Annotated in this window: 14 protein-coding genes; 4 read left to right on the top strand and 10 right to left on the bottom strand. The window is 61.0% G+C overall.

What is annotated here, in order from left to right:
- Positions 1-28: 28 nt before the first annotated feature.
- Positions 29-889 carry an ATP phosphoribosyltransferase gene (locus HS122_17425; protein ID MBE7540178.1) on the bottom strand — a complete coding sequence of 287 codons (861 nt, stop codon included), beginning with the start codon at positions 887-889 and terminating at the stop codon, positions 29-31.
- A 230-nt stretch (positions 890-1,119) separates the two neighbouring features.
- On the opposite strand from HS122_17425, the gene HS122_17420 reads away from it, so the two are divergent.
- Complete coding sequence (locus tag HS122_17420; protein MBE7540177.1) at positions 1,120-1,896, top strand: response regulator transcription factor; 777 nt, start codon at positions 1,120-1,122, stop codon at positions 1,894-1,896.
- A gap of 27 nt (positions 1,897-1,923) precedes the next feature.
- Here HS122_17420 and HS122_17415 read toward each other — a convergent pair whose 3' ends face one another.
- From HS122_17415 to HS122_17395, 5 genes are read right to left on the bottom strand one after another with little or no spacing between them, the layout of a single operon-like run.
- Positions 1,924-2,805, bottom strand: coding sequence for a 5'-3' exonuclease (locus HS122_17415; protein MBE7540176.1), 882 nt, complete (start codon positions 2,803-2,805; stop codon positions 1,924-1,926).
- Between the two features lie 45 nt (positions 2,806-2,850).
- Positions 2,851-4,995, bottom strand: a complete 2,145-nt coding sequence (locus HS122_17410) for a type II secretory pathway, component PulD (GenBank protein MBE7540175.1) — start codon at positions 4,993-4,995, stop codon at positions 2,851-2,853.
- 53 nt (positions 4,996-5,048) lie between these two features.
- Positions 5,049-5,999 (bottom strand): hypothetical protein, encoded by a 951-nt coding sequence (locus HS122_17405; protein MBE7540174.1) that lies wholly within the window; start codon positions 5,997-5,999, stop codon positions 5,049-5,051.
- Positions 5,996-6,964, bottom strand: a complete 969-nt coding sequence (locus tag HS122_17400) for a hypothetical protein (GenBank protein ID MBE7540173.1) — start codon at positions 6,962-6,964, stop codon at positions 5,996-5,998. Before HS122_17400 ends, HS122_17405 begins: the two co-directional genes overlap by 4 nt.
- A 13-nt stretch (positions 6,965-6,977) precedes the next feature.
- Positions 6,978-8,432: a hypothetical protein gene (locus tag HS122_17395; protein ID MBE7540172.1), complete on the bottom strand. Its 1,455-nt coding sequence runs from the start codon at positions 8,430-8,432 to the stop codon at positions 6,978-6,980.
- Between the two features lie 322 nt (positions 8,433-8,754).
- Between HS122_17395 and HS122_17390 the strand changes: the two genes are divergently transcribed.
- From HS122_17390 to HS122_17380, 3 genes are all read left to right on the top strand, one after another.
- Positions 8,755-9,252 carry an NUDIX domain-containing protein gene (locus HS122_17390; protein MBE7540171.1) on the top strand — a complete coding sequence of 166 codons (498 nt, stop codon included), beginning with the start codon at positions 8,755-8,757 and terminating at the stop codon, positions 9,250-9,252.
- Positions 9,253-9,380: 128 nt separating this feature from the next.
- Entirely contained in the window at positions 9,381-11,183 is a 1,803-nt protein-coding gene (locus HS122_17385) for a GMC family oxidoreductase (protein ID MBE7540170.1), read from the top strand.
- A 62-nt stretch (positions 11,184-11,245) separates the two neighbouring features.
- Entirely contained in the window at positions 11,246-11,839 is a 594-nt protein-coding gene (locus HS122_17380; GenBank protein ID MBE7540169.1) for a gluconate 2-dehydrogenase subunit 3 family protein, read from the top strand.
- A gap of 392 nt (positions 11,840-12,231) precedes the next feature.
- On the opposite strand, the gene HS122_17375 is transcribed toward HS122_17380, so the two are convergent.
- The 4 genes from HS122_17375 to HS122_17360 all read right to left on the bottom strand — a co-directional run bounded on the left by HS122_17375 (position 12,232) and on the right by HS122_17360 (position 16,743).
- Complete coding sequence (locus HS122_17375) at positions 12,232-13,371, bottom strand: Gfo/Idh/MocA family oxidoreductase (GenBank protein ID MBE7540168.1); 1,140 nt, start codon at positions 13,369-13,371, stop codon at positions 12,232-12,234.
- 25 nt (positions 13,372-13,396) lie between these two features.
- Complete coding sequence (locus tag HS122_17370; GenBank protein MBE7540167.1) at positions 13,397-14,443, bottom strand: TIM barrel protein; 1,047 nt, start codon at positions 14,441-14,443, stop codon at positions 13,397-13,399.
- Positions 14,444-14,529: 86 nt separating this feature from the next.
- The gene (locus HS122_17365; GenBank protein ID MBE7540166.1) at positions 14,530-15,795 is read right to left on the bottom strand and encodes a hypothetical protein; all 1,266 of its coding nucleotides are present in this window, start codon (positions 15,793-15,795) and stop codon (positions 14,530-14,532) included.
- 213 nt (positions 15,796-16,008) lie between these two features.
- Positions 16,009-16,743, bottom strand: a complete 735-nt coding sequence (locus tag HS122_17360; GenBank protein ID MBE7540165.1) for an AraC family transcriptional regulator — start codon at positions 16,741-16,743, stop codon at positions 16,009-16,011.
- Between the last annotated feature and the right edge of the window lie 106 nt (positions 16,744-16,849).

Below are 16,849 nucleotides of genomic sequence, written 5' to 3'. Positions count from 1 at the left end.
CGCCCAGATGAATTCGCAACCAACCTCTTCAATAAACGACTTTGTTCAAGGGATATTCCACGATGCCCTCGGCACCCAGTTCCTTGAGCTGCGGAATGATCTCACGGGCGACGTTCTCGTCGATGATGGTCTCCAGAGCGACCCAATCGGGATGGCTGAGAGGCGAAACCGTCGGATTGCGCAGCGCTGGAATGGCCTTCGAAATTGCATCGAGGGACGTACGCGGCGCGTTCATCTTCAATCCCACCTTCGTCTCCGCCTCGAGCGCACCCCGAAGCAACAGAGCGATCACCTCGATCTTCCTTCTCTTGGCGGGATTCTCCCAGCTGGTCCTGTTGGCGATCAGTTTCGTGTTCGTCTCCAGCAACGTCGAAACAATGCGGAGCTTGTTCGCGCGAAGCGACGATCCCGTCTCGGTGATGTCAACTATCGCGTCAACCAAGTCCGGAACCTTCACCTCCGTCGCCCCCCACGAAAACTCCACCTGCACCGGAATCTTCAAGTCGGCAAAGTAGCGCTTCGTCGTGTTGACCAGTTCAGTGGCTATGCGTTTCCCCGCGAGATCGGCAGGCTCCCTGATCGGAGACGCCTCGGGAACGCAGAGGACCCACCGCGACTTTTGCACCGATGCGCGGCTGTAGACGAGATCGCAAACCTCGACCACGTCCGACTGGTTTTCCTGGATCCAATCGAATCCCGTCAGACCGCAGTCGAAGAAGCCGTGCTCCACATACCGGCTCACCTCCTGGGCGCGAATGAACCGCCCATCGAGTTCCGGGTCGTCGATCGATGGCTTGTACGAACGGGAATTCGTCGTGATTTTCCAGCCCGCCTTCGCGAACAGGTTCTTGGTGGATTCCTCCAAACTGCCCTTCGGCAGTCCCAACATCAATAAAGGTAAACGGGCGGACATTGCGCCACAGCAAGGAACGCCAATTTTGTGCGCAAGTCTATTCGCCGCGCAACTTTCTCATGAATGGCATGTCTGCCCGATCGGATTGGCCATTTGGGTGCCCATCAAAGAATCGAATTGTAAAAATCAGACAACCTCGCCTACTTTGTAAATAAACCCATCGAAATTCATACTCACAGCCCGCCCACCGGATCCCACCTCCACCCATGCGTGCCGAACCCAAACCCTTGATACTGATCGTTGAAGACGAAGATGAGCTGGCCAAACTCATCTGTCTTCATCTCGAGGAAGCAGGCATGATGACCCAGGTCTGCAACCGCGCCCAGCACGCCGCACGCTTCCTGAAGAAGAATTTCGCAAACCTAATGCTCCTGGACGTCAACCTGCCGGATCAGACTGGTTTTGCGCTGATGGAGGAGCTGCGGGCGGCGGATATCGTTGTACCTACGATTTTCCTGACAGGCAACACATTGGAGGTTAACAAGGTCAAGGGATTGGAACTTGGCGGAGACGATTATATCACGAAGCCGTTTGGCTATGCTGAGCTGGTCGCCCGAATTCGCGCCGTGCTCCGACGCGCCGAATCGAAAGCCGATCTCAACGTCACAAAGAACGTGAGGATCAGCGATGAGCCGTTCGAATTTGCAGGCGCCCAGGTCGTCCCGATTCGTTTGGAAATCACGTTTCCCGACGGACAGGTTCAGAAACTCGGCCGGAAGGAACTTGGCATTCTTGCCTACCTGTCCGCCAACCGCGGCGTGGTCATCACCAGAAAGGCGTTGATTCACTCGGTCTGGGGAATCCATGCCGACATCCGCAGCCGCTCCCTTGATCAATACATTGTGAAGGTTCGCGACATCTTCCTCGAACATGGCATCAAGCTCGACATGTTCCGCACGGTTCACGGTGTCGGTTACATCTTCGATCCGGAAGGGGTCTCGAACGAAGGAATCGCTGAAGCCGCACCCAACTCCGGAAATTGAACCGGAATTGTATCGGCCGGCTGAGGATCAAAAGAGTTCCCGCTGCGCGTAGCGCTTTTGTGCATCCGCGAGGCAGTGCTTCATTTCCAGCTCCCCCAGCAGGCGAAACAACACACCAACGTCCGGCTCCGATCGAACCGCGGGCAGTGCCGGCAGCGCCAGATTCAGGGTCGTCAGCCTTCGGTTCAATCGAACCGCATCCGCCTGATTCGTGAGGATTGCTTGAAACCGCTCCGGTTTCAACTGCGACGCAGCGGCCAGGATCCCCTCCAGCGATCCAAATTCCTGCAGCCATTTCGCCGCGGTCTTCGGGCCAACACCGTCAATGCCCATGATGTTGTCAGAGGTGTCCCCGACCAGCGCCAGGTAGTCGGCTATCTGAGCCGGAGGCACCCCGAATTTTTCAACCACGCCTGCCGCTGTCAGCAATCGCCAGCCCAGCTTCGGATTCGCCGAGGGAGGCGGGAGCATGATCTGAACCCGCTCATTCACAATCTGCGCGAAGTCCTTGTCGGAACTCACGATCAGGACCTCATGCCCCGCGCGCGCAAGCGCCACGGCCTGCGAGGCGAGCAGGTCATCGCTCTCGATCCCTTCCTTCTCCACACCAACCAGGCCCATCGCCCGGGTCAGCGCCTTGACGTACGGAATCTGCCTGTCCAGCGCATCAGGCATTTCCTCGCGCTGCGCCTTGTATTCCGGATGCAGCGCCAGCCGCTCCTGCGCGCCACCAAGGTCAAAGAAGACCAGGATTCCGTCGGGCTTCTCCTGATCCTCCAGCTTCCAGATCGATTTCACCCATCCATGCAGAGCATTGGTGGGAAAGCCATCCGCGCGCGTCAGCTCCGGGATCGCGAAAAAGCATCGGTAGGCAAGATTGAATCCGTCAATGAGAAGCCATTTGGCCATGCAGGATCGAAACTGCGCGAGGCCTGCGGCGCCAGCGCAGAATACTCATCTCCCCCCTCCGCGCGAAACCGCCTTTTGCGGCGTGACAATCACGGGATTCTGAAACAAGGCGCTGGGTGGAACGCCTCCGACCATCTGCTTTTTCGGCGATCCTCCAGGGCTCACCAGATTCGCCGTCACGAAGATGAGCAGATTGCGTTTCTGCGAACTTTCGCCCTTTGACCGAAACGCGCGTCCAAAGAGCGGAATGTCGCCCAATACCGGCACCTTGTCATGGACCTTCTTCACCTCCTCGCGCGTGAGCCCTCCCATGACGAGCGTCGCGCCATCCCACAATGTCACCTTTGTGCTGACCTCCCTCACCGAGAACACGGGTTGATAAAAACCGGGAGGCACCGTGACCGTTCGCCCGCCCGAAACTGCCACGCTCGGCCCGCCATACTCCACGAATCCCTCGAACTCTGTCACCTTCGGCGTGAGATCCAGGCTGATCGAGTAGTCGTCCTCCTCGACGGTCGGAGTGACCTTCAATTCAACGCCGACATTCCGTGTCGTGAAATCCTGCGGCGTGCCCGCCGTGATCGTCACCCCCGCCGCCCCGCCTCCGAGTCCGTCCGCGGCCGTCCTCCCTGTTCCAACCTGACTCTGAATCTCGCCGTAGCTCTGCGGAAACCGCAGTTCCTGCGCGACCGTGATCGTGGCTGCATTGCCGGAGAGGACCGTGACCCGCGGCGCGCTGAGAAGATCGCTGCCCGATTTCTGCGCGAGCAGCCGGACCATGGCGCTGACATTGAAGTCGCCAACAATTCCGGAAATGGCCGCCAGGCTCGCCGCTTCTCCTGCAAGAGCGGCTGCCCCGGGAAGACGCGGAGGCGCGGTGCTGGCAACCGCCTGGTTGTCGATCACGATCGAGTTGCCGTTCGCGGATCCGGTGAAAGCAGAGTTCAAGGTCCGATTTACGCGATCCGTTGTGTAGGCCTGGAGTGAATCGTACACGGTGCTTCCGGTGAGAGGATCCGTCCTCGGGTGGGCCCGGCGGCCCACGCTCCAGGTGATTCCCATTTCGTCAAGAACGCCCTGCTGCACCTCCATGAACTTCGCCTCAATCTCCACCTGGCGCACGTCATTGTAGCGGTTCAGGATGTTGCGAATGCGTTCAAGGTTGCGTGGCGTCTGAGTCACGATCATCGCCGATCCATCGTAGGCGAGGCTGGCGCCCGGCGTCTGGTCAAACACAACTCCCGCGGACTGCAGGAAAGCCCTCAGCGCGCCCGCCTCCCCTCGTCCCATGGCAAGCGCACCTGAAGCCGCGGCCGCCGCTCCGCCGAATTCGGCACCCGATGCAAACGCATCCGTCCCACCCGCCGGCGATGCCGGATGCGCGGCTCCCGACCCCGTCATGCGTATCACGGTCGACCGCGCGATCGGGAAAAACGCGGTGTCAAGCGCGGTCGATTCGCCCCCGGGACGTATGACAACGGCGTCCTTTTGAATTTCGTACTGGTAACCCACGGAATCCGTCACGAGATCAAGGACGCGTTTCAGCGACAGATTCCGCAGGGTGATCGTGACCGCAGGATTCCGGTCGGAAGGATCCAGAAGCACGATGTTGACTCCCCTGGAATCCTCCGCCGAGCGGTCCAGCTCCTCCGCGAGCGCGCCCAGGCTCTGGGCGACCCGAACGAGGTCGACCCGGTTGAAACTCACGCTCGGCACATGAATCGAAGCCAGTTTCCGCACAAGGGGAAGCGAGGCATCCGCCACTTCGTTCTGCCGCGGACTCCGTTCCTCGAAGATCGCCGGTCTCTGCCAGGAACGCGCCACTTCCTCAACCATGGATGAGCGCATGCGGTCGCGGAGGGAAGCGACTGAGCTGGCACGCTCCGCGGCGATGCGCTCAAGCAGGGAAAGGGCATCGCGGTGTGCCGGCTCCACACGCACCACTGCTTCAAGCGTCTCCTCCGCGGCAGCAGCATCCCCGGCAAGATACTGTGCCCTCCCCTTGCCAAAAAGTCGCTCCACCTGAAAGTTCGACAGGGCTCCGGAGGCTTTTTCACCGCCATCCGGGGCGACTGGATCCATCGGCACGGAGCCGCTCGGATGAACATCTGACACCAGCCTCTCCTCCTCTGCGCGCGATGCCTTCGATTGGGCAATCGCAACCAAGGTTACAATGGCAAGCGTGTACATCGGAAACGCGCGCCGGGCGCATCGCGATGCGGCGATTGATGCGCACCCTGCAGTCACAGCGCGCCCCCCCGCGAACCCGACACGTCCGCAAAAATCAGATTTTCGGGTGCGGACCGGCTGTTTTCCCCCGGGCCCAGCCTGAATGAATCGATCAAGGGAACAACAAACTGCCTCGACCCAGGCTTGTCCCCGGGAAGGCCCTCCTTCAACACGTCGACCACTCCCGACACTTCGGCCAATTGCAGCGATTCCACTCGGTAGACTCCTGCATCCGTTTCAAGCAGATGCGCGCCACCCGCCGCCTCTTTCACCGGTCCACCCGTGCTTCGATAGCGTATCCACGGTTCACCCACGTAGGTCCTTCGAAGCGTCGTGAGTTTGATTCGATCTCCCGTTGAACGGCATTTCACAACGGCCTCGGCTCTGATCAGATGGAGGGCCCCTTCATCCGCCGTCGCCGCGCCGGAGCGCGCGATCTCGATGCTTTCCACCGCGTAGTCCGTCCCGTCGATGAGATCCTCCGCACGCACAATCATCGTGTCGCCGCTGCCGGCATTCTCAAAAATGCCAAGACACATGCCGTCCGCCGTCCGTCCAAATCCCACCAGTTGGACAGGAAACGGCTCGCGGACGATCGCCTCCACCTCGATTCCAAACTCCGCCTGGAAAGGAGGCTCGGCTTTGGCCTCCGGAATCGGCGGGGAGGATGCCGGAGGACTCCAGATCCAGGTTTCCGGCGAGCGCTGCAGGACCGGCGGAGCAAACACCTCATACCGCCACTCAGGTCCTCTCGGCTGCAACGGCGGCGCCTCCCAGACGGAGGGCTCGGGAAGTTCGGCCGGCGCCTCCAAATCCAGCGTCCTCGCATGCGTCACCACGCCACCCGTGACCGGCTCCCCCCAGGACGGCATGCTTCGGCGGTTGGTCACCACCCATCCGTACTCACCCGCCGCCACGGCCGCGATCAAAGCCAGCCAGCCGGAGATCCTCAGGGGAGCGCTCATCCCGAAACCTTGTTCGTGACGCCGGCGCCCTCTTCAGCGACACCGCGTATCCATTCTGCCGTTACAATGAACCGAAGGGGAACCGGTCCAATCTGACTGCATCGGCGCGCAGCATCGCCGCGGCCCGCCATTCGATCATGCGATGCATTACCAGGACCGGGTCCCGCCGTTGACCGGGCTTCCACCAACGTGACACACCAGGGCGTTCCTCGGCTCGCCAGGCGGTTGACGAATTGACGCAGGCAGGCGCTCGTTCCAATGAAGCCAACCTGGAATGCGAGGGCGTTCAAACCCAGGCTTCGCGCAACGACTGACTGTCCATCATGCACAAAGTAGTCCGAAGCAACGGAGGGTGCCCGGGACTTCGACGTCATCAGCGATGCTCCGTCCTTCATGTCGTCGCGCAACCCGGGGTTCTGTCGTCGCACAAATTCGATCCGCCGGGGTTTCGCCGCAACCAGACCGGCCACCAAATCCTCGATCGCCGCGCTTTGCTGCACAAGTGCCGGGATCAGATCCGCACCGGGCGCGGTGTTCGCATGCGTGGCAAAGCCGAATCGAAGGTCCTCCGGAATCTCGATCTCCTCCGCAAGGCAGAGTTCGGCCATACCATCCACGAACCGCGCAAGGTCAAAGTACGCCCCCGCGCGCTCGGGCAAACTCGCCGACACTCGCGGTTGATCCGGCTCGGAACGCACGCCCATCAACGCCGCGCGCACCGTCTCGAGCGACTGCAAAGCCGTCCTGCATCCTATCTGGCTGCGCTCGAGGTTCTCCAGAGTCGGCGCCGATTCCTTCCCGCCCATCATGACATGAAGGTTGCGAATCGCCGCCGCCAGCTTGTCCCGTGACGCCGCCGCCACCGCACGACAATGCAGGAGCGTGAGAGTCTCGGCCGCCACCAGAATCGCGAAAGCCGCGAGCACCAGTGGAAATCGAAGGGAAGGAAGCTTCAGCCAATGCATCGAACCAGCCCCTTCAGAGCGACTCGCTCCGGTTCATGCGAAAAACAACCTCGAATCCCAGAATTCCCTCGTCGCTTCGGTTGAATCGCTCCTGTTCGAACGCAGCGATAAACGGCGACGCAGCCATGTCCTTCAGGAACGAGCGCACCCTGGCTTCCGCACTGGATTCAGACTCGTCGGGTGTCGCCGTCAGAACGCGTCCCGCCATCACCAAGCGCAGGCCGCCCGCCGCGGCGTGGGCGGAATTCGTTGCCGTGAACGGCTGCAGGCGATCCAGCCACATGTCTCCCGCAGCGCCCAACCTGGCCTGCAGCTCGGCAAGGAAACGCACCCAGTTTCCACGGGCCATCGCAAATTTTCGCCATCGGGCGATCTCCCTGCCAGCCTTCTCGATGGTGGCTGCATTCTCGGAAATGCGCACACGAATCTCCCGGCGCGCACGAACCGCGTCCTCAACCGCCGTCATGCGCTGACTCATGGTCGAAGCGGACTGCCGCAGGATGACAATGGGAGGCGCAAGTGCCACTGCGGTTATTGCGGCAACACCCAGCAGCAATGGTTGATGGCGGGCGACGGCTGCCCCGCGCGACATGGATCGCCCAAGCAAACTGGCCTCCCCCAGATTTCCAAAATGAAAGGCCTGCCCGACGATTGCGAGATCCCCCATGCGCAAGCGGGTCATCGCATCCATTCGTTCGATCGCATCGCTCGCCGTAAAAATCCGGTTCACGTCAAATGAACGGACCGCAAGCCTCGACCGTTGCCCAAGATTTTCACAGAGTCCGGGCACATTCGAACCGCCTCCGAGAAGATGGACGTCTATCGGCAAAGCGCTGCCCGCTGGACCCCGGTGACCGACGATCGCACGGGTCATTTCGAGTTGAAGACGACCGGCAAACAAGTCGCGGGTCCGGCGGAAAGCCTCGCTGACGACGTCATCCTCGCACGCAGCGTCCTTCGATCCGGGGAACGCTCCCACCACGTTGCGCATCGATGCGCCGGAACACAGCCTGCGTTTCAGTCCCTCGGCCTCTGCCACCGGCAGCGACAAATCGTCCGCCAGGGTCCGCGTGAAGGCATTGCCACCGGTCGACAGCGACTGCATCGAAGTCCTTCCCTTCTCGGAAAACAGGAGGTGGGCCGTTGACGCGCCTATCTGAACAAAGGCATTGGCACGATCGCCGTCATCCGGGCAAAAACGCAGCAGCGAAGCGAGCGCAAACGCCTGTGGCACGATTGCATCGACAATGAAACCGATCCTCGCAAGCAGTTCCACACATCGATCAACCTCCCCGCGCTCCAACGACGCCAAGGCATGCTCGGTTGCGCCTTCGCGAACGCCCGTTCGACAGAACGTCCAGGATTTCGCTTGAACCGATTTTCCCAGAGACTGCCTCGCTTCGAGATCCAGCGCGCGCCGCGCATCTCGCTTGTTGAGCGGCGCGATTGCCACCGACGAAAGTTTCACGGGCGGGCTTGGCAGGCACAGAATCACCCGTCGCGAATCGCCCATTAGCCTCTTGATCCGGCGCCAGGCGGTTTCCGTTGCTTCAGCATGAACCGGTGCCTCGCTGTCAACGCCCGAAGGCACCTCCTCGCACGCCCAGGCGTCCAGCCGCAGAGTGGATTTCCGAGTTCGATGAAAATTGGCCGCTGCAAAGTGGCTCGCACCCCAATCTAGAATTGTCAGGCTATCAGAGGTCACAAAGCGCACGCTAATGCAATTTAACTTCAAGGCAATTAAATAACGATATCAAATTGCAGTGTGTTGTTAGGTTTTAGAATTAAACATGTTACCAACGCTTCCATACAAGATAGCGGTCCTGGTCTTCATCGAAAACCGAGAGCATGAGCATTTGCTGCTCCTGCGGGCGAAGGCTCCGAATCTTGGCTCGTGGAGCCCGATTGGCGGAAAACTCGAAATATCGACCGGTGAATCGCCGTTTGAATGCGCCGTTCGCGAAACCTGCGAGGAGACCAATTTCAAGATCGCCGTTTCGGATCTGCACCTTTTCGCAATGATCGCCGAAAAGGCCTATGAAGGGCAGTCACACTGGCTGCTCTTTCTGTTCAGGTGTCTTCGTCCGATCGATTCACTGCCCCGCGCGATGGAGGAGGGCAGATTTGGCTTTTTCAATCGCAGCGCGATCGATGCGCTCCCGATTCCGGAGACCGATCGCGTCGCGCTCTGGCCCACCTTCGACCGCTACCGCGATCGATTTGTTGCGCTGCGCGCCGACTGCTCGCCGGACAAGGCGCTCCTGCTCACCACCGAGCAGATTTGCTGAGCAGCCCGGAAAAATCCCCCCGCCGAGTCGCTTGACGATCTTGCGAGTCTGTCCCTCTCTCGTTACTGAAGATTGAATTTCCTGCCCGACAGGCGCGAACCCAGCGTTGCAATAGCCCGAAATTTCCCATGCCACTCGTCACCGCGGACAAACTCAAACCAGGCTACGATGCGATCATTGTCGGTTCCGGCGCCGGAGGCGGACAGACCGCCTACACGCTCACACTGGAGGGCATGAAGGTTCTCATGCTCGAGGCGGGGCGCAACTACGTCCCCGAGCAGGAAACAGCCATGTTTCAGACCAACCGGGAGGCTCCGCTCCGTGGCGCATCCACCCCTGACAAACCCTTCGGATTTCACGACGCGACGGTTGACGGCGGCTGGACGGTCCCGGGTGAGCCGTACACCCAGGCCTCCACGGCACCCGGACATGAATTCACCTGGTGGCGGTCACGCATGCTCGGAGGTCGGACCAATCACTGGGGCAGACTTTCGTTCCGCAATGGCCCCTATGATTTCAAACCGAAATCGCGCGACGGACTCGGCTTCGACTGGCCGATTCGTTATGAGGACCTCGCCCCCTATTACGACAAGGTCGAGATGCTCATTGGCGTCTACGGCGACAACGACGGCCTTGAAAACACCCCCGACTCGCCTGCCGGAGTCCTCCTGCCGCCTCCCAAGCCGCGCATAAGCGACATGCTGATGAGGGATCGCGGGAAGCGTCTCGGCGTTCCGGTGGTCGCCGCGCACCGCGCAGTGCTGACCCAGCGGCTCGATTTCGATCATCTTCCCGCAAAGCTGCACCCGGGAAATCCGTTCGCCCAGCGCGTCGTCAACCAGGCGATGCAGGCGCGCGCGGCATGCTTCTGGGCGACAGCGTGCGGGCGCGGTTGCTCGATCCGCGCCAACTACCAGTCGACGACCGTTCATCTTCCTCCGGCGATGGCCTCGGGCAATCTCGACCTCCTGACTGACGCCATGGCGCGCGAAGTCACCGTCAACAAGCAGGGCAGGGCAACCGGCGTGATCTTCATCGATCGCCGCACGGGCCGGGAGCATCACGCCGCCGGGCGAATCATCATCCTCTCGGCCAGCGCCTGCGAATCGGTTCGCATTCTGCTGAATTCCAAATCCCCGCAGTTTCCCAACGGCCTCGCCAATTCCAGCGGCCTCGTCGGCAAATACCTCATGGACACCGTCGGCGCAAAGGTGTCGGGGCAGATACCCATTCTGGAGAGCCTGCCGCCCCATAACGAGGATGGTGCCGGTGGCGCCCATGTCTATTCGCCCTGGTGGCTCTACAAGGAACAGCTTGCAGGCAAGCTGGGCTTTGCCCGCGGCTATCACATTGAATTTGGCGGCGGGCGCGGCATGCCCGGCGCAGGCACGGGCACCGGCTTGGAATGGCTTACGGGCGGCAGCTACGGTCGGAAATTCAAGGAGGATGTTCGCCGCTACTACGGCTCATTTGTCGGCCTGTCCGGTCGCGGCGAAATGATCCCCAACGAAAAATCCTACTGCGAGATCGATCCCGACAGGAAGGACAAGTGGGGCATTCCCGTGCTTCGTTTCCACTGGCAGTGGTCGGAGCATGAAACCCGGCAGGCTGCGCATATGGTGAAGACGTTTTCTGATGTCATCCGGGAAATGGGCGGACGGACAAACGGACCTGTCGAAACGGACGGTGCAAAAGCCATCCTCCCCGGCGGCTCGATCATCCACGAGGTCGGCGGCGCCATCATGGGGGACAAGCCGTCGAACTCAGTCACCAACCAGTGGTGCCAGACCCACGATGTGAAAAACCTCTTCCTGACCGACGGGGCGCCGTTCCCTTCCAACGCGGACAAGAATCCGACACAAACGATCATGGCCCTCGCCTGGCGTGCGTCCGACTACATCGTGTCAGAGGCGAAGAAGCAGAACCTATGAGCACTTCCGACAATTCATCAGGACTCAATCGTCGCATCGAGCGGCGCGTCGCGATCAAGTGGATGATGACCGCCGCGGCGAGTCTGCCGCTGGCTCAGCTTGCCGTCCGCGGCGAATCATCCGCCGCGTTCGCATCCCGGGGATACGGCACTGATGCCGACCTGACCAAGGCCTACAACCCCGGCGACTTCTGGCCCCTCACGCTGAACGAGGCCCAGCGTCGGACGGCGGCGGCGCTCTGCGACACCATCATCCCCTCCGACGACAAGTCTCCGTCAGCTTCCGCCGTGGGAGTGGTCGATTTCATCGACGAATGGGTCAGCGCTCCATACCCGCAGCAGCGCGAGCATCGCCCGATTGTGCTGGACGGACTGGAATGGATCGATCGCGAGGCTGGATCGCGTTTTGCCAAGTCTTTCGCTGATCTTTCCGAAAGCCAGCGTGCGGCGATCTGCGACGATATCCGCCTCCGCTCCGCCGCCGGGCCAGCCTTCGTCAAGGCGTCCATCTTCTTCGCGCTCTTCCGGGACCTCACCGCCGGCGGCTTCTACACCACCCCCGAAGGCACGAAGGATCTGGAATACATCGGCAACATCCCACTAGCCACCTTCGACGGACCACCCCTGGAAGTCATCCGCCGGGTCGGCCTTGCCTGAAATCCTGCAACCCATCTCCGAATCAAACCCAAAAATCCGCCTTCCAAGGCAAAAGGGGTCAAACCTCACCTTTCGCATTATTCCAATTCCACCGACTCTGATGGGGTCAAACCTCACCTTTAACATTATTCAGGTTCCAATGACCATGGAAATCCGGTGCTCTCCAGCGACTCTCGCGCCACTGCGCAGTCGCCCGGCATCTGAAACGCGTGATGCCCTGCGCCAGGAGAGGCGAAGAGATCGTGCCAGCTGGTTTCATCGACTTCTGAATCGTATCGCGCTGTGTTGAGTGGAATTGACCCAACGCCGAGTCGCCTGGCGCGTCGCCATGGGCTGGGAGTATTGCGCCCCTTTGGGGCTGCGGCATGCTCGTAAAGTCGGTGCCGAAGATGTCAGGCGGACCTTACGTTCACCCAACGGCCGGTTCGGGCGGAGGACAGCACGGCATCGGTCACGTAGTCCGTCGCAAGGCCGTCACGGAAAGTTGGCGCAGCGGGTTTTCCAGATTCGATTCCCTCGATGAAGTCAGCCACCTGGTGCACGAACGAATGCTCATAGCCTATCTGGAGTCCCGGCACCCACCACCGCTTCATGTACGGATGGTCACCGTCGGAGACGTGGATCGAACGCCAGCCGCGGAGTATCCCGGTGTCGCGGTGATCGAACCACTGGAGTCGATGGAGATCATGAAGGTCCCAGAAGATCGAGCCATGCTCGCCGTTGATCTCAAAGGTGTAGAGCGCCTTGTGCCCGCGCGCATAACGCGTCGCCTCGAAAGTCGCCAGCGAGCCATTGGCAAAGCGGGCGAGAAACAGGCTCGCGTCATCGATGCCAACCTTTGCGATCTTGCCGGTCTCGGCGTGCTTGCGCTGCTTGACGAAGGTCTCCGTCGTCGCCGTCACCGACTTGATGCCCCCATTGAGCCAGAGCGCGGTGTCGATGCAGTGCGCGAGCAGGTCTCCCGTCACGCCGCTGCCGGCCACGGAAACGTCAAGGCGCCAGGTGCCCGGGCCTCCCTGGGGAACGTCCGCTGAGATCGTCCAGTCCTGCAGGAACTTGGCGCGGTAGTGAAACACGCGTCCGAGTCTGCCTTCATCGATCAACTGCTTGGCCAGCGTGACGGCTGGGATGCGGCGGTAGTTGTACCAGACCATGTTGGCAACTTTCGCCTTCTCGACGGCCTTCACCATCTTCAGCGCTTCCGGTGAATTCATCGCGAGCGGCTTCTCGCAAAGAATCATCTTGCCGGCCTTCGCGGCCGCGAGGGCGATCTCTGCGTGCACATTGTTCGGGGCGGCGATGTCGATCACATCGATGTCCGCGCGATCGATCAGCCGCCTCCAGTCGGTTTCCACCGATTCATACCCCCAGGTATCGGCGAAGGCCTGGGTCTTCGCGCCGTCGCGTCCGCACGCGGCCTTGAGCACCACCTGGTGATCGAGCGGGAAGAAGTTGTTGACCCTGCGAAAGGCGTTCGAATGGGCGCGGCCCATGAAGCCGTAGCCAATCATGCCGACATTGAGTGTTTTCATGACGCGAGAATGGAGTTGAGGAGAACTATTCGGACCAGCCGTGGTTTTCGCGGACCTGGATCATTGCGGCGAGAATGTCGTTCCAGGTCTGCTGCTTCATCATGGTTTCGTTGGGAAACATGCATCCGTCCCAGCAGATGTGGCGCATCTTCCTCGTCACCTTGCCACGTCCGTCGCGCAGCCAGTAGGCCGAGTCACGAATGATGTTCAGCTTGCCCTTCGGATCGGTCGCGAGGCAGTGGCGGCCGGTGTGGTCGTGCGTGCCCGAGCCGAACACGCTGCCGTCGTTCTGGGCCACGTGAAAATCGATCGTCCACGGGCGGAGCGCGTCAGTCAGTTTCCTGAGGGCCTCATGCGTCGCCCCCGGCTCCCAGTGAAACTTCTTCGGCACGATGCGGTGCGCCGGTGCGTTTTCGCCGAGCGTGTAGAGGAGCGTGTGCGACATGTCCGCCTGGAAGCCCAGCACCCTGGGCAGGCCCACGGCCTCCAGGAGTTCAAGCATGTGCTTCCACGAATGCATGCCGCCCCAGCAGATCTCGCCTTCGGCCGCGAGCCGCTCGCCATGATCCTTCGCAACCTTGGCCGCCTCGCGGAACGTCGCCGCGATGAGTTTTGTGTTCGCCTTGGGGTTTTTCGCCCAGTCCGCGACGGACGCGGAGGAGTCGATGCGGACGACCCCGGAAGGACGCACGCCGAGTTCGCGCAGCTTCGCGCCGATGCGGCAAGCCTGGCGCACCTGCGTGACAAACTTTTTGCGATCCTCCTCCGAACCCATCGCTGATCCGCCGCCGGTAGGTCCCCAAACGGGGGCGACCACTGAACCGGCGACGAGTTTCCGTTTCTTGAGTTTGGACGCGAGTTCCTTGAGGGCATTGTCGTCGCTGTCGATCGGCGTGTGCGGGGCGCTGAGGAAAAGATCCACGCCATCGAATCTGACGCCGTCGACCTCCGCCTTGGCAGTGAGATCGAGCATGGTGTCGAGATCGATGAAGGGTTCGGCGCCCGGACTGCCCTTGCCGACAAGGCCGGGCCACATCGCGTTGTGCAGTTTTGGATAGTTGTTTTGTGGCATGATGGGATGGGGAGAATTCTGCGGTTGAAGACTGGATGCGTGGATTCGATCGCGCGGCTGCGACTGCATGGCGCCGCGCGGGCGGATCAGAAGGTGTTCTTTCGATAGGCGCCCATCGCGGGTGCGTCGGGATTCACCTCCGGTCCGAAGTAGCGCAGCATCACCAGCGGCTCCACCTGGCTGGTGTTTTCGAACGTGACCCCCGCCCGAGCCGCGGCCTCGGTGCAGAACACCTCGTCCTCCGTGAGCTCGTGGAAGCGGATGAGCTTCGGACAGTCGAGCGTGAGCTTGTTCATCTTTCCGCGACCCTGCACCGTGATGAGTCCATAGGCTCCGTTGTCCTTGATCGTGCACTTCGCGCCGGGCTCGAGGGTCAGCTCCTTGGCTGAAAAGTCCTGACGTCCCTTGATCCTGCCATACACGATCCAGCGATCGACATAACCCGCGCTGCGCGTGTCGGCGACGGGCACCGGCTCGAGGTAGTGGTTGTCCTTGAAATTCGGATCCAGATTCTCCTCCCAGTCGAGCTGGTCGACGATGAAGTCGAGGTCGTGGTGTTTCTCCTTGGGCATGTCCTTGACGAGAAGCGACCATGGCACCTCGCGCCCCTCGACCAGCGATTGATACATGCCGAAGACGTCGGAGCCCCACTGCGGTTCATACGTGCAGAGCGATCCAGGAGCGTGCAGCACGCAGGGCGGAATCAGCCAGCCGGTGCCGGGCTTGAGACGATACGCGCGGGAGAGATCGAGAATGCCGTTGTCGCCCTTGTTCCAGCGCTCGAGCGTGCGGCGCACCTGCGCCTTGGTCGTTCCCGGTTCGAGTCCCATGAACGTGTACGGAAAGTTGTTTCCGACATTGTTGTGCTGCGGCGGAAAATAATACGACTCGGGTTTGCCCTCCTGCCCCACCAGCGCCGCCTGGGCCTGCGACTGGTGCATGTGGTGCGGAATCGGCCCCCTGTTGTCGAAGAATTTTGAATACACCGGCCACTTCCGGTACTTGCTCCAGATCGCCGAGCCGATGAGCTCCGCGCCGCATTCCGCCACCGCATCGGCGAGCGTGAAGCGGTTTCCCGCAGCCACCGCGTAGCTGAGTCCCTCGTCCGGAGTGCGGTTTTCGTTGGCCGCCGGCGTCGTCGACGCAAACCAGCGCTCATCGATGCCGCCTCGGTTGAGGCCGAACGCATAGAGGTCATCGGGATGCAGCTTCAGCCGCTTGCCGGGCTGCAGGAATGAGCGCGGCACCCAGCAGGGCGCGAGCCGGAGCAGCCCGCCATTGTCGGCGAGCGAGCCCTCGACGAGCGATTTGACGTTGGACCTTACGGTCTTGAGTGAAGTGACTGAATTCATGGACGGAAAGGAGACGGCCTCACGGGCGGTTCCGCCTGATGGCGCGCCAGGGGTTCACGTGGGTCGACATGGACAAGGGGATGTGGGTGACTGCGTTCGTGGCAAACGAACCGAAAGGCGGGAACCTTATCGCACAATCGATCGCTTGGCTAGGACGCTGACGGCATTCTTTGGTAGAAAAACGTCATGCCGGCAACGCGGCGCCCAATCGCTTCAGCGTTGATGACGCTCCCGGTACGAACCCGGCGTATCGGTCATGAATTTCCTGAATTCACGACTGAAGTGGCTCTGATCGGAGAACCCGAATTCCGTGGCGATTTCCGCCAGACTCTTGCGTGAATTGACCAGTGCATGACAGCTCAGCCGTACGCGCAATTGCCGCACATAGACCTGAGGTGTGCAGCGATAGTGCGCCTGGAACTGCCGCTCGAAGGCGCGAACCGACAGGCCGCACGCGCGCGCGATGTCGGCATTCGTGAGGGCGCGCCCGACTTGCTCGCTGATGCAGCGGATGGCGATGCTCATCGGCTCGTGACGCGGCGGCTCGACCGGGATCGACAGCGGACGCGTAATGCCTGCTGTTCCCACCACCCTGCCCTTGTTGTCATGCAATGGAATCTTCGTGGTCGAGCACCAGCGCGCGGTGTGGTTGTACCGGCCCACCAATTCCACGCGGCCGACAATCGATTCGCCGGACAGGACCCGCTCGTCATCCACCCGGTACTGCTCGGCGAGTTGGAGCCCGCAAAGATCATAGTCGGTCTTCCCGAGGACAGCATCGCGATCCTCCACGCCGAAATTGAGAAGGAAGGATCGGTTGACCCACTGATAGTGCCCAGTGACATCCTTTATCCACAGGGGGGCGTCCTCCAACGCGTCGCAGAGAATGATGACCTCGGACGCTGCGGCACCAATGCGCTGAAGGGATGTGTGAAGTGTGAGTGCCATGGAAATGGAAGGAATTGTGCCCGAGAGAGACATGATAGGGATTCCGCAGGGGTCCTACAAGTTTCCGGAAGCCCGCCTTGCAACACCCGCATGAAAATGCCATGAT

This window comes from Opitutaceae bacterium, from assembly GCA_015075305.1.
In the GTDB taxonomy this organism is placed as follows: Bacteria; Verrucomicrobiota; Verrucomicrobiia; order Opitutales; family Opitutaceae; genus UBA6669.
The sequence above is the reverse complement of the archived record's forward strand: the minus strand, read 5'-3'. Positions and strand labels throughout refer to the sequence as shown.

Bases quoted from the DNA above. Each gene is read 5' to 3' on its own strand.
- HS122_17375 (MBE7540168.1), bottom strand. From the start codon at position 13,371: ATGAAAACACTCAATGTCGGCATGATTGGCTACGGCTTCATGGGCCGC.
- HS122_17410 (MBE7540175.1), bottom strand. From the start codon at position 4,995: ATGTACACGCTTGCCATTGTAACCTTGGTTGCGATTGCCCAATCGAAG.
- HS122_17380 (MBE7540169.1), top strand. From the start codon at position 11,246: ATGATGACCGCCGCGGCGAGTCTGCCGCTGGCTCAGCTTGCCGTCCGC.
- HS122_17405 (MBE7540174.1), bottom strand. From the start codon at position 5,999: ATGAGCGCTCCCCTGAGGATCTCCGGCTGGCTGGCTTTGATCGCGGCC.
- HS122_17365 (MBE7540166.1), bottom strand. From the start codon at position 15,795: ATGAATTCAGTCACTTCACTCAAGACCGTAAGGTCCAACGTCAAATCG.
- HS122_17420 (MBE7540177.1), top strand. From the start codon at position 1,120: ATGCGTGCCGAACCCAAACCCTTGATACTGATCGTTGAAGACGAAGAT.
- HS122_17425 (MBE7540178.1), bottom strand. From the start codon at position 889: ATGTTGGGACTGCCGAAGGGCAGTTTGGAGGAATCCACCAAGAACCTG.
- HS122_17390 (MBE7540171.1), top strand. From the start codon at position 8,755: ATGTTACCAACGCTTCCATACAAGATAGCGGTCCTGGTCTTCATCGAA.
- HS122_17360 (MBE7540165.1), bottom strand. From the start codon at position 16,743: ATGGCACTCACACTTCACACATCCCTTCAGCGCATTGGTGCCGCAGCG.
- HS122_17385 (MBE7540170.1), top strand. From the start codon at position 9,381: ATGCCACTCGTCACCGCGGACAAACTCAAACCAGGCTACGATGCGATC.
- HS122_17415 (MBE7540176.1), bottom strand. From the start codon at position 2,805: ATGGCCAAATGGCTTCTCATTGACGGATTCAATCTTGCCTACCGATGC.
- HS122_17370 (MBE7540167.1), bottom strand. From the start codon at position 14,443: ATGCCACAAAACAACTATCCAAAACTGCACAACGCGATGTGGCCCGGC.
- HS122_17400 (MBE7540173.1), bottom strand. From the start codon at position 6,964: ATGCATTGGCTGAAGCTTCCTTCCCTTCGATTTCCACTGGTGCTCGCG.